This is a genomic window from Enterobacter sp. BRE11, assembly GCF_031844285.1.
Taxonomy (GTDB): domain Bacteria; phylum Pseudomonadota; class Gammaproteobacteria; order Enterobacterales; family Enterobacteriaceae; genus Pantoea.
In genome coordinates this window covers 302103-323000 of record NZ_JAUZUX010000002.1, presented here as the reverse complement: position 1 = coordinate 323000, position 20898 = coordinate 302103, and the positions used below count along the sequence as shown (strand labels likewise).

Annotated in this window: 23 protein-coding genes and 1 pseudogene; 14 read left to right on the top strand and 10 right to left on the bottom strand. The window is 59.0% G+C overall.

Going from position 1 to position 20898, the window contains the following annotated elements; all coding sequences use genetic code 11:
* Positions 1 to 126: 126 nt before the first annotated feature.
* Both Q9R34_RS03690 and Q9R34_RS03685 read left to right on the top strand, forming a co-directional pair.
* Positions 127 to 420 (top strand): hypothetical protein, encoded by a 294-nt coding sequence (locus Q9R34_RS03690; protein WP_485892435.1) that lies wholly within the window; start codon positions 127 to 129, stop codon positions 418 to 420.
* 113 nt (positions 421 to 533) lie between these two features.
* Positions 534 to 686: a hypothetical protein gene (locus Q9R34_RS03685; RefSeq protein WP_434125034.1), complete on the top strand. Its 153-nt coding sequence runs from the start codon at positions 534 to 536 to the stop codon at positions 684 to 686.
* Positions 687 to 824: 138 nt separating this feature from the next.
* Here Q9R34_RS03685 and Q9R34_RS03680 read toward each other — a convergent pair whose 3' ends face one another.
* Positions 825 to 1430, bottom strand: coding sequence for a TetR/AcrR family transcriptional regulator (locus Q9R34_RS03680; RefSeq protein WP_434125033.1), 606 nt, complete (start codon positions 1428 to 1430; stop codon positions 825 to 827).
* Positions 1431 to 1569: 139 nt separating this feature from the next.
* On the opposite strand from Q9R34_RS03680, the gene Q9R34_RS03675 reads away from it, so the two are divergent.
* The 3 genes from Q9R34_RS03675 (at position 1570) to Q9R34_RS03665 (ending at position 4157) form a co-directional block, all read left to right on the top strand.
* Positions 1570 to 1965 carry a RidA family protein gene (locus tag Q9R34_RS03675; RefSeq protein ID WP_434125032.1) on the top strand — a complete coding sequence of 132 codons (396 nt, stop codon included), beginning with the start codon at positions 1570 to 1572 and terminating at the stop codon, positions 1963 to 1965.
* A 112-nt stretch (positions 1966 to 2077) separates the two neighbouring features.
* Complete coding sequence (locus tag Q9R34_RS03670) at positions 2078 to 2620, top strand: GNAT family N-acetyltransferase (protein WP_485892433.1); 543 nt, start codon at positions 2078 to 2080, stop codon at positions 2618 to 2620.
* A gap of 112 nt (positions 2621 to 2732) precedes the next feature.
* Complete coding sequence (locus Q9R34_RS03665; protein ID WP_485892431.1) at positions 2733 to 4157, top strand: alpha,alpha-trehalose-phosphate synthase (UDP-forming); 1425 nt, start codon at positions 2733 to 2735, stop codon at positions 4155 to 4157.
* A 164-nt stretch (positions 4158 to 4321) separates the two neighbouring features.
* On the opposite strand, the gene Q9R34_RS03660 is transcribed toward Q9R34_RS03665, so the two are convergent.
* The 5 genes from Q9R34_RS03660 to dgoR all read right to left on the bottom strand — a co-directional run bounded on the left by Q9R34_RS03660 (position 4322) and on the right by dgoR (position 9106).
* Positions 4322 to 5713, bottom strand: coding sequence for an MFS transporter (locus tag Q9R34_RS03660; RefSeq protein ID WP_485892429.1), 1392 nt, complete (start codon positions 5711 to 5713; stop codon positions 4322 to 4324).
* Positions 5714 to 5798: 85 nt separating this feature from the next.
* Positions 5799 to 6947 (bottom strand): galactonate dehydratase, encoded by a 1149-nt coding sequence (gene dgoD / locus Q9R34_RS03655; RefSeq protein WP_485892428.1) that lies wholly within the window; start codon positions 6945 to 6947, stop codon positions 5799 to 5801.
* Complete coding sequence (locus tag Q9R34_RS03650) at positions 6944 to 7561, bottom strand: 2-dehydro-3-deoxy-6-phosphogalactonate aldolase (protein WP_434125027.1); 618 nt, start codon at positions 7559 to 7561, stop codon at positions 6944 to 6946. The genes dgoD and Q9R34_RS03650 overlap by 4 nt, the downstream gene beginning before the upstream one ends.
* Positions 7545 to 8420 (bottom strand): 2-dehydro-3-deoxygalactonokinase, encoded by an 876-nt coding sequence (locus Q9R34_RS03645; protein WP_485892426.1) that lies wholly within the window; start codon positions 8418 to 8420, stop codon positions 7545 to 7547. The genes Q9R34_RS03650 and Q9R34_RS03645 overlap by 17 nt, the downstream gene beginning before the upstream one ends.
* Entirely contained in the window at positions 8417 to 9106 is a 690-nt protein-coding gene (gene dgoR / locus Q9R34_RS03640) for a D-galactonate utilization transcriptional regulator DgoR (protein WP_485892425.1), read from the bottom strand. Before dgoR ends, Q9R34_RS03645 begins: the two co-directional genes overlap by 4 nt.
* A 289-nt stretch (positions 9107 to 9395) precedes the next feature.
* On the opposite strand from dgoR, the gene Q9R34_RS03635 reads away from it, so the two are divergent.
* From Q9R34_RS03635 to Q9R34_RS03605, 7 genes are all read left to right on the top strand, one after another.
* Positions 9396 to 10625: an MFS transporter gene (locus Q9R34_RS03635; protein ID WP_485892424.1), complete on the top strand. Its 1230-nt coding sequence runs from the start codon at positions 9396 to 9398 to the stop codon at positions 10623 to 10625.
* A 21-nt stretch (positions 10626 to 10646) separates the two neighbouring features.
* The gene (locus Q9R34_RS03630) at positions 10647 to 11702 is read left to right on the top strand and encodes a sugar phosphate isomerase/epimerase family protein (RefSeq protein ID WP_485892423.1); all 1056 of its coding nucleotides are present in this window, start codon (positions 10647 to 10649) and stop codon (positions 11700 to 11702) included.
* Between the two features lie 133 nt (positions 11703 to 11835).
* Entirely contained in the window at positions 11836 to 12816 is a 981-nt protein-coding gene (locus tag Q9R34_RS03625; protein ID WP_485892421.1) for a LacI family DNA-binding transcriptional regulator, read from the top strand.
* A 226-nt stretch (positions 12817 to 13042) separates the two neighbouring features.
* Positions 13043 to 13267 (top strand): YgdI/YgdR family lipoprotein, encoded by a 225-nt coding sequence (locus tag Q9R34_RS03620; protein ID WP_434125021.1) that lies wholly within the window; start codon positions 13043 to 13045, stop codon positions 13265 to 13267.
* A 120-nt stretch (positions 13268 to 13387) separates the two neighbouring features.
* Positions 13388 to 13690, top strand: coding sequence for a hypothetical protein (locus tag Q9R34_RS03615; protein WP_485892420.1), 303 nt, complete (start codon positions 13388 to 13390; stop codon positions 13688 to 13690).
* 77 nt (positions 13691 to 13767) lie between these two features.
* Positions 13768 to 14190 (top strand): DUF4354 family protein, encoded by a 423-nt coding sequence (locus Q9R34_RS03610; RefSeq protein ID WP_434125019.1) that lies wholly within the window; start codon positions 13768 to 13770, stop codon positions 14188 to 14190.
* A 782-nt stretch (positions 14191 to 14972) separates the two neighbouring features.
* Positions 14973 to 15671: an RluA family pseudouridine synthase gene (locus Q9R34_RS03605; RefSeq protein ID WP_434125018.1), complete on the top strand. Its 699-nt coding sequence runs from the start codon at positions 14973 to 14975 to the stop codon at positions 15669 to 15671.
* Between the two features lie 48 nt (positions 15672 to 15719).
* On the opposite strand, the gene Q9R34_RS03600 is transcribed toward Q9R34_RS03605, so the two are convergent.
* Both Q9R34_RS03600 and Q9R34_RS03595 read right to left on the bottom strand, forming a co-directional pair.
* On the bottom strand, positions 15720 to 16256 hold the full coding sequence (locus tag Q9R34_RS03600; protein WP_434125017.1) for a DUF2058 domain-containing protein: 537 nt from the start codon (positions 16254 to 16256) through the stop codon (positions 15720 to 15722).
* A 137-nt stretch (positions 16257 to 16393) separates the two neighbouring features.
* Entirely contained in the window at positions 16394 to 16624 is a 231-nt protein-coding gene (locus tag Q9R34_RS03595; protein ID WP_434125016.1) for a transcriptional regulator, read from the bottom strand.
* Positions 16625 to 16919: 295 nt separating this feature from the next.
* Between Q9R34_RS03595 and Q9R34_RS03590 the strand changes: the two genes are divergently transcribed.
* Positions 16920 to 17123 (top strand): DUF3606 domain-containing protein, encoded by a 204-nt coding sequence (locus Q9R34_RS03590; protein ID WP_434125015.1) that lies wholly within the window; start codon positions 16920 to 16922, stop codon positions 17121 to 17123.
* A gap of 6 nt (positions 17124 to 17129) precedes the next feature.
* On the opposite strand, the gene Q9R34_RS03585 is transcribed toward Q9R34_RS03590, so the two are convergent.
* On the bottom strand, positions 17130 to 18578 hold the full coding sequence (locus Q9R34_RS03585) for a methyl-accepting chemotaxis protein (RefSeq protein WP_485892419.1): 1449 nt from the start codon (positions 18576 to 18578) through the stop codon (positions 17130 to 17132).
* A gap of 332 nt (positions 18579 to 18910) precedes the next feature.
* Between Q9R34_RS03585 and Q9R34_RS03580 the strand changes: the two are divergent.
* A pseudogene (locus Q9R34_RS03580) lies at positions 18911 to 20689 on the top strand (EAL domain-containing protein).
* Positions 20690 to 20701: 12 nt separating this feature from the next.
* Here Q9R34_RS03580 and Q9R34_RS03575 read toward each other — a convergent pair.
* Positions 20702 to 20884 carry a hypothetical protein gene (locus tag Q9R34_RS03575; RefSeq protein WP_434125012.1) on the bottom strand — a complete coding sequence of 61 codons (183 nt, stop codon included), beginning with the start codon at positions 20882 to 20884 and terminating at the stop codon, positions 20702 to 20704.
* Positions 20885 to 20898 lie beyond the last annotated feature (14 nt).

The window sequence follows — 20898 nt, the reverse complement described above, 5'->3', positions numbered from 1 at the left end:
GCCAGGCGTTCGGCATAAATTGCGTACCCTGCGCACCGGGGGCAAGATAGCCTCTTTGAACATAAAGCAGGCAGGGCCGGGGAGATCCGCTACACTGTCGTTTCTTTTAACAGCAGGAAAATAAAAGTGAAAGCATGCATAGCCACTGCTCTGTTGCTGGCGCTAACCGCCTGCTCCAGCTCCACAGGGCAAAATTTTGATACGGCGAGCATTCAGAAAATACGCGCAGGCTTGACCACCCGCGCCGAGCTTATTGAGATGTTCGGCCCGCCCGATACGGAAACGCCATATCCCAACGGACAGCAGCTGCTGATGTGGAACTACAGCGAAGCGAGAACGCTCGACACGACGGCAGGCAAAACGCTAACCGTACAAACCAAAAATGGCCGCGTCTTTAACTACACGCTGAATAAAAGCTGACCAGTCAGTCATCAGCGCTCTCGGCGCAAAAAAAGCGCATAAACGGGGTTTTTTCGCCTCATTGCCAGCCGGCGGGCTGGCGTAATCTGTCCCCCTTATCATCAGGGGAAATTATGGATACACGCACCATTGCTGTTTCGCTTGTTATGGCCATCAGTTTGCTCTGGATCCGGGCTTCAGCGGCGCAGTCGCCGCAGCAGACCGACGAGCAGGTCCGTCAGCTGATTATTGAAGATTCTATCGCCGCACCACCGCATCACTGGTAATGCAATTGAGCTTTAGCGCGGTAGCGGGCATGACGCTGCTCTCTCTTTTCGCCCTGAACTGGGGCGAGTTCGCGCTTACCATTTTTCTAATAGTGCTGTTTTCTCCTGCGATCCCGGTCAGTGCGAACGGCAGTTTTCTCACGGCAGGCTGCCAGGCGTCTGACGCAACCCCATCACCAGCAGTGTGAACACCTGAACGACTTTCGGCAGCGCCTGCTGCGGATCGTCGCTGGCGGCAATCCACTGGGCGGCATTGAGCGCGGCGCTATTCAGCAGGCAGGCGGTCGCGTCCGGGTCTACCGTCTTAATGACGCCGCGTTCCAGCATCTCTGCAATGCGCTGGCGGGTGGATTCGAGGCAGCTATTCTGGCTTGGCCACTGGGCCGGATTGCCTAAGAAAGCGGGGCCATCCAGCAGCACGATGCGCCGCACTTCCTCATCCAGCGCCATCCTGATATAGGCAATCCCTTCCGCCAGCAGCTTTTCCCACTCATCTATAGCCTCTGCGGCGGCATCCCGCGCGTGCTGCGCCATCTCGCTATCGATCTGGGTGACGACGGCGGCCAGCAATCCCTTTTTATCGCCAAAGTTATGGTACAGCGCGCCGCGAGTCAGATTGACGCTGGCGGTCAGCTCATCCATCGATGCGGCGGCAAAGCCTTTTTCCGCAAAGGCTTTTCGCGCGGCGGCTATCAGCCTGGCGCGGTTTGCCTCCATGGTTTCGGCGCGGCGTTTCACAGCCATAAGCACTCCTTGTCACATACGCGTCGTATCTGAATTGACATACGGCGCGTATGTGTGATTAATATTACATACGCGGCGTATATTAAATGTTTTATACCGGCTGCGCATCCCGCTTGATGACCTGAAAGATGGAAATACCATGAATCAGCCTCAACCCGTTTTCCCGGCTAACCGCCACGCGCTCTATGAAGAGCATGGTTATTCCGCCGCCATCCGTTCTGGGGATTTGCTGTTTGTCTCAGGACAGGTTGGCAGTCGCGCCGACGGCACGCCGGAGCCCGATTTTGCCGTGCAGGTGCAGCTTGCTTTCGATAACCTCCGGGCGACGCTGGCCGCCGCCGGATGTAGCTTTAACGATCTGATTGACGTCACGACCTTTCATACCGATCCGGAAAGGCAGTTTCCGACCATTATGCAGGTCAAACAAGCTGCTTTCCCCAGGCCCCCTTATCCGAACTGGACGGCAGTTGGCGTCAACTGGCTGGCAGGCTTCGATTTTGAAATCAAAGTGATTGCCAGAATCCCCGCGCAGTAAACAGCGCAGCACCTTTACTCAATTTTTATTTGCGCGCCTCTCATTAATACAAAATTTTTATACGGCCCATGGTTGAATCTTCTGCAGCACCTGCATAAGGAGAATGAACCTGATGAAATGCCTCAATGGAACCTTTCCTCGCGTTTTCAGCAGCGAGACGGCGGTAGCGGATCTGGCCGCGCAGCAGCGGCGTAAAATCCTCTCGACCCGCAAGTGGTATCACAATGACTTTTACCTCAGCACCGACCATGCAGCGCTGGACGCCGGTTTTATCTGCCGCTCGCTGCATCATCCCGCCGGACGGCGACATCTGGCGCTGGCGCTGCACGGCAGCCTCTGTTTCGGCCTCTATCGCAAAGCGAGGCAGATTGGCTTCGCGCGTATGGTCACCGATCTGGCGGGCACGGTGGTGCTGCGCGACCTGATTGTCGCGCCGGAGTACCGCTTTATCGGACTGGGCTCCTGGATGCTGAGCTGCAGTCTGAGCCATCCCGCCACGCAAAGCTGCTGCGCCGTTCTCAGCTGGAGCAGCGAGGCGTCGCCGTTCCTGATCAAGAACGGCTTTAGCGCCGTGCCGACCGTTCCAGGGCTGCATATTTTTCGCCTCCTGAACGCCGACGTCGAGGCGCACGCCGAATCCTGCGCGCTGCAGTAACGGCCGCAGAATCATGAGCGGCCTTATCCAGATGTTGTTGCGTCAGCCCATTAATCTGTCCAGTTCATCTTCGCCGTCCGGCAATAATCCGGAGGCACTACAGGATCCTTCTATGTCAGGCTTAATTCTGGTTTCACATAACTACTCTCAGCACGCCACGCTCTCGGCGCTGTATGAAACTATCCTGTCGCGCCGCGGCGGACTATGGGTTAGCTGGAACGGAAAATGCGAAGCGATGGCGCCCGACGCGCAGCGCACGCTCTCATTTCGCCACGGAAAAAAGTTTGACACCCTGACGTTTCCGCTGACCCAGGAAGAGTCGGATGTCGGCTACCACGGCTACGTTCATCAGGGGCTGTGGCCCGTTTTTCATCAGCGTCCCGACCTGGCGCGCTTTACCCACCACGGCCGCCGTCACTACCAGAAAATCAACGAAGCCTATGCCCGGGCGATCGCGGAGTATGCGATGCCGGACGATCGGCTGCTGATTCAGGACTACCATCTCATTCCCTGCATAAAACTGCTGCGCGAGGCGGGGCTGCTCAACCGCACCGCATTTTTCTTTCATCAGCCGTTTCCTGCGGGGCAGGGATTTGAGGCGATTCCAGACTGGCAGTGGCTGGCCGAGTCGCTGCTGTGCAGCGATCTAATCGGCTTTCAGACCCTTCAGGATATGAATAACTTTCTGCTGTGGATCGAAAGCGAATACCGCACCGAGCGTCTCAGCGCCACCCGCGTACGCGTCCATGGCCGCATCATTACGAACGGCGTCTTTCCTGTGGGGATCGACCTGGAGGATGTGGAGTATCTGAAAGAGAGCAACAGCTGTCGCCTGATGGAGCAGCAGTGCCGCGACACGCTGCCGGAACACACCGTGCTTAGCGGCGGTCATCTGGACAGCAGCGCCGGGCTGCCGTATCGCCTCAGCGCCATGGAGGTGCTGCTGCGCGCCCATCCCGAGCATGAGGGATCGATTCGCCTGCTGCAGCTCGCCTCAAAGGCCGCCGGGCATCTTCCGCGCGTCAGAGAGGTCGCTCAGGATCTGGAAAGCCGGTGCGGTGAAATGAACGGCGCGCACGGTATGCTGGGCTGGTATCCGGTGAGCTGCCTGACGCACGCCTACAGTCGGGAGGAGCAGGCGGGCATCTACCGTGCGTCACGCGTCGCGCTGGTGACGCCGCTGATGGCCGGCATGAGCCTGATGGCGAAAATGTATGTGGCGCTGCAGGACCGCGCCAATCCCGGCGTGCTTATTCTGTCGCAGTTCGCAGGCGCTTCGGAGCATCTGGATGGGGCGATTGTCGTCAATCCCTACGATCCCGACGCCATTGCCGACGCTATCCATACCGCGCTGCGGCTGCCGCTAAAGGAGCGTCAGAACCGGCACGCCAGGCTGATGAAAGGCATCCGACGCCTCGACTGCCACTGGTGGGCCGACAGCCTGCTCGCCAGCCTGAACGAGACGGAAGAGGAGAGTCTGGCGCCGCAGGAGAGCAGCCTGTTGATCGCGGGACGCCATGGGCGCCTCCGCTACTAGCGAAGGGCAACCGCTTAGTCAGAAAAGGCGAGGCGCGCCTGAGGCAGAACAGATATCCGCCTCAGGCATCAGATGCTTCGCGTCAGGGCATCAGGCGCTGCCTTCGGGCAGCACAAAGGTGCCGGTGGCCGCGCCCGCGCGCGGGTGGCGCCGCTGCTCAACCCCTATTTTGACTGAGGGGTCTCCAGTGGACGCAGACCCTTCTGGCTTGCTTCAGGTTCGGCGATGCGTTTTACCTCGCCCACCAGCAGGATATAGGAGAGCGCGCCGATCAACGCCACCGCCGCGATATAGAGCAGGGCCGGGCCAAAGCCGTAATCCTGCGCCAGATAGCCGACCGCCAGCGGAACGGTAATGCCGCCCAGCCCGCCGACGAAATTAAATACGCCGCCGGTCAGGCCAATCAGACGCATCGGCGCCAGCGACGACACCAGCGACCAGGTGATCGACGCGAAGCCGTTGCCGAAAAAGGCCACCGCCATCAGCGCCATAATCCAGACGGGATCGTCGGTGTAGTTGGCGCCCATAATGCAGGTGGAGATCAGCAGCCCGCAGATAATCGGCGTTTTACGCGCCGCGCCGAGCGAATAGCCTCTTTTCACCAGCCTGTCCGCCAGCCAGCCGGAGAGCAGCACGCCAACAAAAGCGGCGAGAAAGGGCACCGTGGTCATAAAGCCCGCTTTCAGCGCGGTGATGCCTTTTTCCTGAGTCAGATAATTTGGGAACCAGGTCAGGAAAAACCACAGCGTCGAGGTCACGGCGAACTGTCCCAGATAGACGCCCAGCAGCTTGCGATGAAACACCAGCTTCCAGTCAGCTTTGCTCAGCGTCTGGCGCGCTGCGCGGGTGGTGGGCGCGTCACCGTCAACCAGGCCGCCGCCGCGCTGAATATAATCGAGCTCCGCCTTGCCGATGCTTTTGGTAAGACGCGGCGGCTGGTAAACCCTGAACCAAACCAGCGACCAGATAATGCCGACACCGCCGGTGACGATAAAGACCCAGTGCCAGCTCAACAGCTCCTGAATCCAGATTAACAGCGGCGTCAGAAAGGCCAGGCCGACAAACTGTCCAGAGGTGAAGAAACCCACCGCGGAGGCGCGCTCCTGTTCCGGAAACCAGCTGGTGACCATGCGGTTATTGGTGGGAAAGGCGGGCGCTTCGAAAATGCCGGTTACGGCGCGCAGGGCGATCAGCGAGACCAGCCCGGTGGCGAAGCCCTGCAGCAGGGTCGCCACCGACCAGTCCAGAATGGCGATAAAATAGGTCAGCCGCGAACCAACGCGGTCAAGAAACCAGCCGCCGGGGATCTGGCACAGGGTATAAAGCCAGGCGAAGGCGGAAAAGAGATAGCCCATCTCCGCTTTAGTGATGCCGAACTCCTGCTGAATATGCGCGGAAGCCACGGCCAGATTAGCCCGATCAACATAGCAGATTACGACGGTAATAAAGATCATCAACAGCGTGAGATAACGACGTCGCCCTGGTTTTGCCTTGCTTACAGAAATAGTCATCGTAATCTGTCTCCAGATTTTGGGCATGGCGAAGCCGTTCACCATGCCCTGTTATTTACAGAGGGTGTGTTTTCTATTTATTGATTGTCAGATAGTCCGCGGCGAGCGGAGCCGGGCTACATCATTCGCCCTACCACTCCGCGACGGAACCGTCCGCATGACGCCACAGCGGGTTACGCCAGTCTGGCGCGTTTTTGCTGCGTGCGATCACCTGCTCCTCATCGATCTCCACGCCGAGCCCCGGCTTCATTAAGGGTTTAAAGAAGCCGCCTTCCATGCTGAAGTCCGCCTTGTTTTTCACAAAGTCGAGCAGCTCCGCGCCCTGGTTGTAATGAATGCCCATGCTCTGCTCCTGGAAAACGGCGTTGCGCGAGACGAAATCGACGTGCAGACAGGCGGCGAGGGCGATCGGGCCGAGCGGGCAGTGCGGCGCCAGGGCGACGTCGTAAGCTTCCGCCATCGCCGCAATTTTGACGCATTCGGTGATGCCGCCTGCATGGGAGAGATCGGGCTGCAGAATCGCCAGCCCGCCCGCCTCGAGCACGCGTTTGAACTCAAAACGCGAGAACATGCGTTCGCCCGCCGCGATAGGGATAGCGGTTTGCGCCGCCAGCCTCGGGTAATATTCCGCCTGCTCCGCCAGGACCGGCTCTTCGATAAACAGCGGGCGGTAGGGCTCAAGCTCTTTGATCAACACCTTCGCCATCGGCGCGCTCACGCGGCCGTGAAAGTCGAGGCCGAACTCAATCTTATCGCCGAACGCATCGCGAATTTGCGCGACGGTATTCACCGCGGCGTCGACTTTGCGCGAGTCGTCGATAAGGCCCAGCTCTTCGCAGCCGTTAAGCTTGAAGGTGTCGAAGCCGATTTCGCGTAATCGATGGATGCCGGCGATCGCGTCCGCCGGTCGATCGCCGCCCACCCAGCTATAGGCTTTGATTTTATCCCGCACCAGACCGCCCATCAGCTGCCACACCGGCGCGTCCAGCACCTTGCCTTTGATATCCCACAGCGCCTGATCGATGCCGGCGATGGCGCTCATCATGATCGGACCGCCGCGGTAAAACCCGGCGCGATACATGACCTGCCACAGATCGTTGATGCGCGCCGGATCCTGACCAATCAGGTAGTCGCCGAGTTCATGCACGGCGGCTTCGACGGTGCGCGCGCGCCCCTCGATAACGGGTTCTCCCCAGCCGACGACGCCTTCGTCGGTTTCGATTTTAAGAAACATCCAGCGCGGGGGTAAACGGTAGGTGGTGAGCCGGGTTATTTTCATTTCACTGCCTCTCTGTATGCCTGAACAAAGGCGGCCGCCTGCTGCGCGGTTCGCTCCACGGGCTGACCGGCGCGATAGAGATCGCTGCCGAGCCCGGCCCCTGCGCAGCCCGCCTCAAGCCACTGCGCCAGGTTTTCCGGCGTAACGCCGCCCACGGCAAGCACCGGCACGTCGTCGGGCAGCACCGCTTTTAGCGCCTTGATGTAGCCCGGACCGAACGCGGAGGAGGGGAAGATTTTTAACGCCTGCGCGCCAGCCTCCAGCGCGTTAAAGGCTTCGCTGGCCGTCGCGCAGCCAGGGCAGACGATCATGCCGAGGCTCACGGCGTGGCGGATCAGCGCCGGCTGAATATTCGGCGTCACGATAAGCTTGCTGCCCATCTCCGCCAGCCTGTCCACCTGTTCGATTTTCAACACCGTGCCGGCGCCTATCAACGCCCTGTCGCCGTAAGCTTCAAGGATCAGCGGGATGCTGAGCGCCCACTGGGGCGAATTGAGCGGAATTTCTACCGCATCGAAACCCGCGTCGATAACCGCGCCGACGTGCGCCACGACCTCGTCGGGCGTGACGCCGCGCAGAATCGCGATAAGGGGAAGTTCAGTTTGCCATTGCATTAACGATGCTCCTTATGCCTGCCTGAAAGGCGGTATCGCCAGCTATTACGCTGGCCTGCTGGCCAATGGCGGCCAGCGCCTGTTGATATCGGCGGGTCAGCGATGCTCCGCCGACGAGGGCGATCGGCTGATGGCCAAAGCGTTCGCGCAGCGTGGCGACCTCTGCGCCAATCAGCAGACCGGATAAGAAGTCGCTGACCTCTTCAGGCGCCAGGCTGCCGAGGATATGCGCGGCGCGGATCTCGAAGAGCTGCGCCAGCAGCGCCGGTGTCGCAATTCCGCGTGCCAGCCCGGCGTCAAACGCCGTCTGCGACGGCTGCTGCTCAGGCAAACCGGCGCCAATGAGAGAGTGGCGCAGCAGCAGCGCGTGAAGTTCGCCGGTCATCACGGTGTGAAAGTCGAGAATACGTTCGTTGTCGATCTGCACCCATTTGCAGTGGGTGCCCGGCATCACGTAAACGGGCGAGGGCGCCAGCGCGTGGGCGCCGAGCAGCTGCGTCTCTTCGCCGCGCATCACGTTATGGTGATCCTCGCGGCTGACGCACAAGCCGGGTACGATCCAGACGTTGTGGTCGATCGGCGTCAGCTGCTCGCCGATCGCTGATAAGCGGGCAGGCAGCGGCAGATAGGGCACGCTTTTCCAGCCCACGTTGCTGCCCACCATGCCGGCCATCACCACCGGCGTCTCACCGTCGCGCCACCCCTGCGTGATCTCGTCTAATACCGCCTGCGGGCGCTTTCCGTTCAGCCGGGTAACGCCCGCTTCTGACGTTCTGCTTTCCTGGCAGCGTTCATGGTCGAAAAGCCAGGCGCGCAAATTGGTGGAGCCCCAGTCAACGGCGATATAGCGAGATCTCATGTGATGTCCTTTAACCTGTGTGTCGAGCTGGCGATCATGGTGTAAGCCGCCTGCTCTGCCGCCTCGCCGTTCTGCAGCCGTATGGCGTCGAACAGCGCTTTATGTTCGCTTAGCGTTTTCGGCATATTGGCCTCGTCGCCCTGCCAGGTGCGCTCGAAGACGGCGCGCTGGAGGGAGCTGATCGCCACGCTGAGCTGTTCAAGCACCGGGTTGTGCACCGCGCGCAGCACCGCTTCGTGATAGCGAATGTCCGCCTCGTTAAAGGCGTCCCGGTCCTGGTTATTAGCGATCATGTCGTTGAGCGCCGCTTCAATCTGTGCCAGATCCTGCGACGTCGCGCGCTCCGCCGCCCAGCGGGCGATGGCAGGCTCCACGAGGTTGCGCACTTCGCTCATGGCCGCGATCAGGCGCGGATCGTCGTCGTTTTCCAGCACCCACTGCAGCACGTCCGAGTCCAGGTAGTTCCACTGATTGCGCGGCGTGACGAAAGCGCCGTAGTAGCGCTTTATTTCAATCAGCCGCTTCGCCGTCAGCGAACGGAACACCTCACGGATAATATTGCGCGAGGTGGCGAACTCCTCGCACAACTCCATCTCGGCGGGCAGCGGCGCGCCGGGCAGATATTTGCCGCTGACGATCTGCTGGCCCAGCGTAATCACGATGCGGTCGGTTTTATTGAGGGTCATAGAAGCTCCTTGTGCCGGTCTGTTTGCCTCTACTTTACCCCGGGCGCTCAGTTTCGCCTCATGTTTGAAGTACAACGCGGACATAAGCAGCTCTCTGCATGACGCTATTGTAGTACGATAAAAAATATTTGTACTACAATATGGATCACAAAAGCATCATGTCGTAAAAGGCGTTTGCCTCCAGCTCGTTGTGCAAAATGTGATCAATAGAAGAGAAAGATGCTTTGTAATCGATTACTTTTTTAATAGATGTTAATTGTAATCGATTACTTTTCTCTGCGAGGCGGCTATGGTTTCTTACACGCAAGGTCACGACCGCGCCGTAGCGGCACAGCGCATGCTGGTGCCGCGGCTGTCGCTCATGATGTTTCTGCAGTTTTTTATCTGGGGCAGCTGGTCGGTAACGCTCGGGCTGGTGATGACGCAGCACAATATGTCGCTGCTGATTGGCGATGCCTTTTCGGCCGGGCCGATAGCGTCGATACTGTCACCCTTTGTTCTGGGCATGCTGGTGGATCGCTTCTTCCCGTCGCAAAAGGTGCTGGCGGTGATGCATCTGGCTGGCGCACTCATTCTGTGGTTTGTGCCGCAGGCGGTGGTGGCGGAAAACGGCGGCTTGCTCATCGCCTTACTGTTCGGCTACACCCTGTGCTATATGCCCACGCTGGCGCTGACCAATAATATCGCCTTTCACAGCCTGGCGAGCAGCGAGAAGAGTTTCCCGGTGGTGCGGGTTTTTGGCACCATTGGCTGGATCGTGGCGGGGATTTTTATCGGTGTCGTCGGCATCGCCTCCAGCGTCGCCATTTTTACGCTGGCGGCCATCAGCTCGGTCATGCTGGCGATCTATAGCCTGACGCTGCCGCACACGCCCGCGCCAGCGAAAGGCGGGCCTTTTCACCTGCGCGATCTCTTCTGCGCCGACGCCTTCGCGCTGCTGAAAATCCGTCACTTTTTTATCTTTTCGCTCTGCGCCACCCTGATCTCTATTCCGCTCGGCACCTATTACGCCTTTACCGCCTCCTGGCTGGCCGACGCTGGGGTGCAAAACGTCAGTACGCTGATGTCGTTCGGCCAGATGTCGGAAATCTTTTTTATGCTGGTGATCCCGCTGCTATTCCGTCGCCTCGGCGTAAAAATCATGCTGCTGGTGGGCATGACCGCCTGGTTTGTACGCTATGCGCTGTTCGCCATGGGCATGGGCGAAGAGGGGCGTGCTCTCATCTGGCTGGGCATCTTGCTACACGGCATCTGCTACGACTTTTTCTTTGTGGTCGGCTTTATCTACACCGACCGCATCGCGGGCGAGAAAGTAAAAGGTCAGGCGCAGAGCATGATCGTGATGTTTACTTACGGCATCGGCATGCTGCTGGGGTCGCAAATCTCCGGGGCGCTCTATAACCATCTGGTCGCCGGTCAGGTTTCCGCCGCCAGCTGGGCGCTGTTCTGGTGGATCCCGGCGATTGCCGCCGCGGCAATCGCCATACTGTTTCTGTTCACGTTCAGGTATCGCGACTGAGCGAATAGAGGAGAGGTGATTTTGAAAACGCTGAAAGGTCCAGGCATTTTTCTTTCGCAGTTTATCGGCCAGCAGGCGCCGTTTAATTCGCTGGCGGGGCTGGCGCAGTGGGCGGCTTCGCTCGGCTACAAAGCCCTGCAGATCCCCTGCAATCATCCTGGGATATTCGATCTGCAGCGGGCTGCCAGCAGCCAGACCTACTGCGACGAGGTGCGCGGCGTGCTGCAGGAGAAGGGGCTGTGCATCAGCGAGCTCTCAACGCATCTGGAGGGACAGCTGGTAGCGGTGCATCCGGCGCACGACGCCGCCTTCGACAACTTTGCGCCAGCCAGCGTGCGCGGCAAGCGCGAGGCGCGCACTGCCTGGGCGACAGAGCAGGTGAGGCTGGCGGCAGCCGCGTCGCAAAACCTCGGGCTGCACGCCCATGCGACCTTTTCTGGCTCGCTCGCCTGGCCCTATCTCTATCCCTGGCCGCCGCAAAATCCGCAGCTGTTCGAGGAGGCGTTCGCCGAGCTGGCGCGCCGCTGGCAGCCGCTGCTCGACATCTACGATCGCCACGGCGTTGACCTCTGCTATGAGCTGCATCCCGGTGAAGATCTCCATGACGGCGTGACCTTCGAGCGCTTCCTGGAGAAGGTTGAGCACCATCCGCGCTGCAATATTCTCTTTGACCCCAGCCATCTGCACCTGCAGCACATTGACTACCTGCAGTTTATTGACATCTACCACGCGCGCATCAAAGCCTTTCACGTCAAAGATGCGGAGTACCTGCCGAACGGCCGCAGCGGCGTCTACGGCGGCTACCAGACGTGGATCGACCGCGCCGGACGCTTTCGCTCGCCGGGCGACGGTCAGATCGACTTCAAGGGTATTTTCAGCAGGCTGGCGCAGTACAACTATGATGGCTGGGCGGTGCTGGAGTGGGAGTGCTGCCTGAAAGAGGCGGAGGCTGGCGCGCGCGAGGGCGCGGAGTTTATTCGCCGCCACATTATTCCAGTGGCGCAGCACGGCTTTGACGACTTCGCCGCCCGGCAGAGCAGCGCCAGCGTGCGCGCCGCGCTTGGGCTGCCGGATTGATCGCCGCGTTACCGAGGTCATCAGGTGGCGCGCCTTGTCGCTGAGCGCCAGCGGCGGAGCTGGACTCACGTCTTGTCTCGCAGGGGATTATGATAGCGACAGACCCGAAACTGACCCAGGAAGTCATCCCTCTATGTCCATTCAAAAAATCGCGAAGCTGGCTGGCGTTTCCGTTGCCACGGTTTCTCGCGTCATTAACCACAGCGGCAGCGTCAAGGAAATCAACCGGGATAAGGTGCTGAAGGCGATAGAAGCCAGCAACTATCAACCCAACCTGCTGGCGCGCCAGCTACGCACCGCGCGCAGCTCAATGGTGCTGGTGCTGGTTTCCGATATCTCCAACCCGTTTTGTGCCGAAATCGTCAAGGGGATCGAGGAGCAGGCGGAACAGAACGGCTATCGCATTTTGCTGTGCAACGCCGGTGGCGATATCAATCGCTCACGCTCCAGCCTGCAGCTGCTGGCGGGAAAAGTGGTGGATGGCGTGATTACGATGGACGCCTTCACCCGGCTGCCAGAGCTGACGCAGCTGATTGGCGAGATGCCCTGGGTGCAGTGCGCGGAATATGCTGATAGCGGTGATATCTCCTGCGTAGGGATTAACGATACCGACGCAGCGCGCCAGCTGGTCGCCCACCTGGCTGAGGGCGGCCATCGTTATATCGCCCTGATTAACCACGATCTCAGCTACAAATATGCCCAGCTGCGCCAGCAGGGCTATCAGCAGGAGCTGAAGCGTCAGGGGTTAAGCTGGCAGGCGATCGGCTACGCCACCGATCTGAGCTTCAGCGCCGGCAAGCAGGCGATGCAGGCGCTGCTGAAGGGCGCCACCCGGCCCGACGCGGTGTTTGCCGTATCGGATACGCTGGCGGCTGGCGCGATGTCCGCCATCGAGTCTGCGGGCCTGCGTATCCCGCAGGATATCGCCGTGGCCGGTTTCGACGGCACCGAATTAGCCGAAATCGTTTCGCCGCCGCTCACCACCGTTGCGCAGCCGTCGCTTGCGATTGGCCGCACGGCCTTTGACCTGCTGCTGAAAAAAATAGCCGATCCGCAGGCGCCCACGGAACGGGTAATGATGGCGTGGCGGCTGATTTTGCGCGCCAGCGCCTGAGGAAAAAATCGGCACCGGTTATGTTCATCCGTTAATAGCGTATTAATGCTTTACACATTAGGCGGACGAAATTTTCGCAGGCGAACTTTTTTATTGATAAAAGTCAGCTATGGGTCAGTTCCGAATATATCAGCACAGTCTGTTTAAGACGGGTTTAATTTATGCGCGCCAGGATGGCAGGTGAAATTAACACTTTCTGATTCTGATTAACAAAAGGAGCAAAGTCATGCTTATCAAAAAGGCAGCGGTAAGTTTAATGTTGCTGGCGGCAGCGTCAACGCTCTCCGCCTGTGCAGGGCGCTACATTATTTCCACCAATGACGGGCATATGATTAATGCGAACGGTAAACCTGCCATTGATAAAGAAACAGGTATGATCTCCTATGAAGATGCGAGCGGAAATATGCATCAGCTACAGAAGCGTGATGTAAAAGAGATCGTAAAAGAATAGGGACCGGCTTTACTGCGCCGCATCCTGAATACTTTCGCAAGCGGCTTTTTCGAGACGTAAGCGCACAACTCGCGGTTTGCAGCAGATTCAGGTTTTAAATGAAGCAGGTTGAAGGTCGTTATGAAAAGAATGATTTTGCTGATATTGCCTCTCTTTCTGACAAGCTGCGCTGAATATAAGTGGGTCAAGCAGGGGGCAAGCGAGCGCGATGAGACTGTGGTTGAGACCGCCTGCGAGGCTCAGGCGCTGCGCGACCTGCCGCCAGATAATGTTGTGAGCGGCAAGTCCATCTCTCATGATAGAAAGCGCGACGAATCTGACGTCAGCTATAGCGTAAGCGATTCGAATCGCTATCAAAGGGAGATTTTAGTTAAAGACTGTATGTATAAACAAGGCTGGAATCAGGTTGAGGTTCAGCATTGATTGACTGCCACTTCAGTGGCTGTGGTAGCGCGCCTCAGCGCCACCACACAGCTTATTTTTAAACAAGGGTAAATCACGTGTCTAAATCCGCTAAAGCACTGCTTCTTACCGCCGCTATGCTTGTCACCGGCAGCGGCATCGCCTCGGCAAGTACGCCTGATATTACCGTTTTCGCCTCGAAGGATGCGCAGGGCAGCGTCTGGAACAGCGTAACGGACAAAGCACAGTATCAGGTCTCCTATAAAGTGACGATCAATAACAACGGAAAAGAGGCGTTTACGCCGGGCAAAAATAATAAGATGTGCCTGTTTCTGTTCGACAGTCAGGGACATCAGCTGATGAGCAACGGTATTCAGCTGGAGCTGCTTTCGCCCTATAAGTCGGGAGAGTCGCGTTACGGCACCGTGATGTTTACCAGTGATAACGCTGCGCTGTTTGACCTGCCTTTTGTCAAACTTGCGACGGGTGACCAATGCCTTACCGCGGCGGTGAAGCGCTGAAGGGAGCGCGTGAAAAGATGAGTAAGAGCGGCTGGTGAGATAAAAAATCCGCGCTCTTGAAATAGCAATCCACTCATTTTATTTCGCTAAGTCAAAATGCGGCAATAGCTAATGGCATTGATCGACATTAAACCAGCGCCTGAATGCTATCCAGGCGCAAGGCAGTTTGCTGCAGGCCTTAATTTATTATTTTTGTCCACTTTGCGATATTTTCGTTGCCTCGCGCCGGCGAGGCCGCGGGTAAATAATCAGAGGAAATAAAATGGTTAAGCACGCATTCGCGGCTCTGACACTACTTTTAGGATCTGCCGCAGTGTCAGGCTGCGTCATGGCGGATGGAGGAGGGCATCACCACTATGCATCCTCCCCAGGCAGGCATCATCATCGCGCACCTGGCGCTTCATATCATAGTGGGCCGCCGCCCGCGCCGGACAGCGCTTCTCAACATCTGGGCCCGCCACCTGCGCCAGGCAGCGCCGCTCAGCATTTAGGCCCGCCGCCAGCGGATGGCATTCACCGCTGGTAACGTCACAGGCCCGCTCGCGCGGGCCGTTGCTTTCTGCTTAGCCCGGCCCCTCGCTGCCCGCCGCAATCACCGCGCACGCCAGCCTTTCCCCGATCGTCAAGACCTTGCCGAGGAGCAGATAGCCCGGCACGGTGGCAGACAGCAAGCTGGTCTCGCGTCGCGTAAAAGCGCGCGCGGCCTCTTAAAGAGGAGAGGCCGCGTCGCCAGCGCGGGAAAAATTCGCTACTATCCGCGCTCACTCTCTTTGGACCGCCTGATGTCACTTATTGTCGATACCTTTATCGCCCCGCCGTGTCTGGAACAGATCGAGACGCTCTATGAGGATGACCATCTGGTGCTGATCAATAAACCCGCCGGATTGCTCAGCCTCTCGGGGAAGAATCCCCTTAACCTCGATTCGGTGCACTACCGGCTGGCGGCGCGTTTTCCCGGCTGCACCCTGGTGCATCGACTCGACTTCGGGACCTCGGGGCTGATGGTGATTGCGCGCAATAAAGCCGTCAACGCCGCGCTCTGCCAGCAGTTCAGCCAGCGCACGGTGAGCAAGGGCTACAGCGCGCTGCTGTGTGGACATGTGACGGAAAACGAGGGGATGATCGAGGCGGCGATCGCCAAAGATCCGGCGCGCTTCCCGCTGATGACGATTTGCGCCGCAAGCGGCAAGCCCGCGCGATCTCGCTATCGCGTCGTTGAGCGCTTTTATCAGGCGGGAGAAGAGGGCGTGGCGCTGCCGCTGACGCGCGTCGCGCTGACGCCGGAGACCGGGCGCACCCATCAGCTGCGCATTCACTGCCAGCTGCTGGGGCATGCTATTTTGGGCTGCGATCTTTATGGCGGGCGTCTGCTGCCGGGGGCCGACCGCGCGCCGCGGCTGATGCTGCACGCCAGCGAATTGCATTTTACCCATCCGGTGAGCGGAGAGCGCATAGAAGCGCGCCATGCCAGCCCGTTTTAACCGCGTTTCAGCGGAGTTTTGCTTCTACAGCGCGCAGTGGGGCGGGCATTACCACATCAGATCGTCAGGCACCTTGAAGTCAGCGTAGGGATCGTCTTCATCCTGCTCTTCCTGACTGAGCGCGCTGTTTAATACGATGCTGCTGGCGTCGCGCTGCGCGATCTTATCGGCGACGCTGGCGGGGATAATGGCGTAATGGCTTTCGCCGTTCTCCGCCGCCAGGCGCGCAATGGCGAGTCGGCCGCTAATCAGCTGTGCCTGAGTCGCCTTGTCGACCTCGATTTTTTTGATCAGATTATTATCGGTGAAGTTAAAACCGATAGTGCCGCGTGAAATGTCGATGCGGTTCATCTCAATCAGCTGCTTGATCTGCGCCTTATACTCGCGCGACAACACCGCCTGCTTTTGCTGTTCGTTAAGCAGCTTATCGCGCGCCTGCTGCGCCTTTTTATTCTCTTCCACCGCCTGTCGCGCCTCGCGCGCCTGCACGCGCGATTTTTTGGCGGTTCTCTGCACCTTGTCCATTTTCTTGCTGCTGACCAGGCCAGCTTTGAGCATCTGCTCTTGTAAGGTAAGTTTCGTCATCGTTATTACTAAGCCCGCTAAAAAATTTTTCTGATTATACCTGTAAATCGGGTGGCCGCCGAGGGCCGGTCGCGCGATTCCGGCCCGCGCGCAGCAGCGGGAACGCATTAGCGAAGGCGGAAAGCACTGCGGAGAGGCTAGCGCGGGGCAAGCGTGAAATGGGGATGTTTGCCAGCCAGCAACAGCAGCAGCTCATATTCTCCCTGGCTGAGCAGTCCCGGGTTGGATGTGGCTTCCTTAAGCTGCCAGCCGCGCAGACTCAGATCGAACCGTTCGGCGGCGCGCTCCTGCGTCAGGCCAGCGGCGATGCGCAGAGAGCGGACATCAGGCTGAACAACCACGCCTGGCATAAAGGATTTATTGGTCATCATTTTTCTCATTTATGCAACAAGCTCGGTTCCAGCAGGACCTTTGCTGTAAGACCCAATGGGTTAACAGACGTTATGCCTCCTGGAAGCGGGCTTTTGCTGTTTCTGGGGGATATCGTCACACGCCACCCGATTTTATCCAGGCTGCGCCTCTCAGAACCCTCTCATAATTCCGCGACAGAATCGTTTAGGGATAAATCCGCTTTATATCCCGAGCCAGACATTCAGGATGTGTGGCTTCGCAAGCTGATTAATATCCTGGCGTTTTTGTCTTGCCGATAATAAGGACCCTGATATGAGAGACCCAATCGTTCGTCGCGTCCCTGCCGATCTTTCCTGCGTGGAAGTAAACGAACAGTGGCAAATCACCTTCTGGATGCTGACGCTGCATATTACTCAGGACCGGCTCATCCGGGCTGTCAAAGAGGCCGGCCCGGATGTGGAAAAGGTGCGCCGCTGGCTGAAAGAGAATCCGCCTTCGCGCCGCCCCTGTTACTGACGCCCTTTATAAGGCAGCGGCGCCAGCTGGCCGCGGCGCGGCAGGCGTATTGGCGCTGTTTAATTTCGCGTTACGGCTCGGGTCATGCCCTACGTCAGCTGGCGTAATAAAGTGGCTGATAACGGCGGCGAGGGTTTCGGTGCGTCCGTTCAGGCTGCCCGCTGACGCGGTAACCTGCTGAACCAGCGAAGCGTTCTGCTGCGTGACGCGATCCAGATCGGCAACAGCCAGCGCGACCTGAGAAAGGCCTTTGCTTTGCTCTTCTGAGGCCAGCGCAATTTGGCCGATAAGATCGTTCACCGCCGAGACGCGCTGCGTGACGCTGTCCATGGTTTCCCCGGCCCGGCCGGCTGCCGCCGCGCCTTCCTGTACGCGCGTTACCGCGCCGCTGATTAACTCCTCAATCTCTTTAGCTGCCGCGGCGCTGCGCTGGGCGAGCGTGCGCACCTCGGAGGCGACCACGGCGAAGCCGCGGCCCTGTTCGCCTGCGCGCGCCGCCTCAACGGCCGCGTTGAGCGCCAGAATGTTGGTCTGAAAAGCGATGCTGTTGACCGTAGCGGTAAACTGCCGAATTTTTTCCGCTTCATCAGCGATATCGCGCATCAGCGTAGAGACGGAGTGAACCAGCACCTCGCCCTGTCGGGTGGTCTGCGCGGTGGCGCCTGCCAGCTCGCGCGCTTCCCGGGCGCTCAGCGCGTTATTCTTCACCGTGGCGGTCAGTTCCTCCATGCTGGCGGCGGTCTGTTCGAGCGCCGCCGCCTGGCGAGTGGTGCGGTCGGAGAGATCAGTATTACCGGCGGCGATATCCGCCGCTTCCCGGCGCAGCACGCCGCTATTGTCACGTACCGCCTGCACCGTAGTGAGCAGGCTCTGCTGCATCAGCCGCACCAGTGGAACCAGCTGCCCGACACAGTTGCGGCCAAACTCCTGCGGCTCGCGCGAGAGATCGCCTGCTGCCATGCTTCTGAAATGCTCGCGCATCACGCCAAGCGGCTTCACCAGATGGGTGACCAGAAAGCGGTCGCAGAAGATCAGCAGGCCCAGCGTCATCAGCGCGGCGACAAGAAATGTCCTCTGCAGACGCTCACGATCGCGGGCGGTCGCCGCTTCGTCCGATGCAGCCTGACGCTGCAGAAAGCTTAGCCGCTCCTTCGCCACGGCGGAGAAGCGTGCGGGGGTGTCGTGCAGGGCGGCGCTAAGGGGCGCCCAGTCCGCGCCGGCGGGGGCCTCCGCCTGCAGCAACGCTTTTTCCTCGGCGGAGCCTGAGGCCATCGCATTTCCGGCGCGCGTCAGGAAAACCAGCTGCGCGCTGACGACGTCTCTCGCTTCGGCGCGCTGATGCAGGTCGCGCATAACAACAGAACCGTAAGCGCCAGCCAGCGCCACGACCAGCAGCGCAGCCAGTAAAATAGCCTGTACTACCCGACGAATAGTGAAATTTCTGAGGAAGTGCAAAGTGAATTCCCTGGTGTTGTTATTGCTGTGTAAAGAATGGCGAAATTTTGTTTTTATATAGTTTGATATTTAATTGCGTGCAACTCTATTGACCTCTACAGTGTGGCAGTGAATCAGGAAAAAGGAAACGATCATTTTGTAATTTTTTTATTTTTCGGATTATTTGACATTGTTCATAAGAATTTAGTGTGCCATGCGGGCAAAATGCGCTTAAGATTTCGTACCAGATAAAATCAGATAATTTGCCTTGTACTTTAGTCGGTTTTTCCCGGTCTGCTTTTAAACACAATTATTTTCTGTTCGTTCCAGAACTGGTGCGGGCCGGAGGAACCATGCAAACATGTTCCGACGACGAAAGTCGCCTGCGCGCGCTTGAAGCGCTGCGCGAACCTGACGAAAGTCGCGATGGGGTTCTTGAGAAGTTTGTCCGGCTGGCGAGCCAGGCGCTCGGCATTCCCGGCTGTTTTATCTCCATCGTCGACGATGAATTTCAGTACATTCGGGCGGCGCGCAACTTTGCGCTTAAGTTCTCGACGCGAGAGGATTCGCTCTGTCGCTACGTGATCGATTCCGAAGCGCCGATGGTGGTTTCCGATACCTGGCTGGATGCCCGCTTTGTAAAGCACAAGTTCGTCATCGGCGATCCCTGGATTCGCTTCTATGCCGGCGTGCCGCTGAAAAGCCGCACTGGCCATATCCTCGGCACGCTGTGCGTGACCGACGGCGAGCCGCATTCGCTCAATCCTGAACAGCTGACTGCGCTGACGCTGCTCGGCGCGCTGGTAATCTCGTTTCTCGAAGCCTGGCACGCCGCCGGCTTCAGCGATCCGGTGACCGGGCTGCCTAATCGTCAGCGGCTGATCCGCGATCTGCACTACCTGACGGCGAGCGGCGATACGCAGCCGCGGCGGCTGATTCTGATTGACTGCATCGACATGGCGCGCGCCTATGAGCTGGCGCGCTCAATGGGGATGGGGCCGGTCGAGGGGCTGCTTAAAGATGTCGCTACGCTTCTGCCGCTGCGCCTGCGCCTGGGGCCTGGCGATCTGCTCTACACCGTGGCTACCGGCCGGTTTGCGCTGCTTACCAGCGAAAGAAGCCCGCTCAGCGCCGCCGGGGTGGCGAATCGCATGGAGGGCATCAGCGCGGATTTAGGCGAGGGGCTGTCGGTGACCCTGAATACCTTTACCGGCGGAGTGGACTTCACGGCCGTGGCGTCGCCGGCGCAGGAGGTACTACGTCGTGGCCTCAGCGCGCTGCATGAGGCGATCGGCAGCGGGGTGGCGACGCGGACCTATAGCGCGTCGGAGGATGTGCGCCGCACGCGCGATTTTAACCTGATGCATGAACTTGCCTCTGCGCTGAGAAACGAAGAGGGGCTCTATCTGGCCTACCAGCCCAAAATTTGTCTGCAGAGCGGCGCGCCGGTGGGGCTTGAGGCGCTGATCCGCTGGCGCCATCCGCTGCTGGGCGAGCTGCCGCCCTCGGCGTTCGTCCCCCTGGCGGAGCAGACCGAACTGCTCTCCGAGATGAACACCTGGGTGATCGATCGCGTCATTGCCCGTCTGGCGCGGCTGCGTAATCACTGCATCCAGCTGCCGATTTCCGTCAACGTCAGCCTGCATGATTTCGCCCGGCAGGGGTTCGCCGACATGCTGGAGGATAAGATGCTGAAAGTCAGGCTGCCTAACGCGCTGCTTGGCGTGGAGTGTCTGGAGACCGAGCGGCTGATTGAAAATCCGGCCGCGCTGCGCGGGCTGGAGATGCTTAAGCTGCGCGGCTTCGGCATCTCGCTGGACGACTTCGGCACCGGCTACAGCAATATCAGCTATCTGCGCCGCATGCCGCTGGATGTCATCAAGCTGGACCGTTCGTTAATCAGCGGCCTCGCCACCGACACGGCGTCGCGTATTATCGCGCGCAACATTATCACCATGCTGAAAGAGCTGGACTATGTCGTGCTGGCGGAGGGCATTGAGTGCGGAGACGTAGCCAGCATGCTGTGCGAGTATGGCTGCGACTAGGCGCAGGGCTATTTCTATGCCAAACCGCTGCCCGATCGCGAGCTGGATGCGTGGCTCGACTGGCGGCTGCGTAACAAATGTCGCTGAGAAGCGCCTGCGCTACTGCGCCTCAGCGGCGGCCTGAGCCTGGGGACTCTCGGGCACGTCGTTCCAGGTGCAGTCGATCTCGCTGTCGTGGGAGGTGCACTCGGGCGGGGCGTTGAGGTTTTTGGCCTGATGATGGCGCGGCACCGCGCAGCCGGAGAGCAGCAGGCAGACAACAAGCGCAACAGGTTTCAGCATAAAGAGATTTCCGT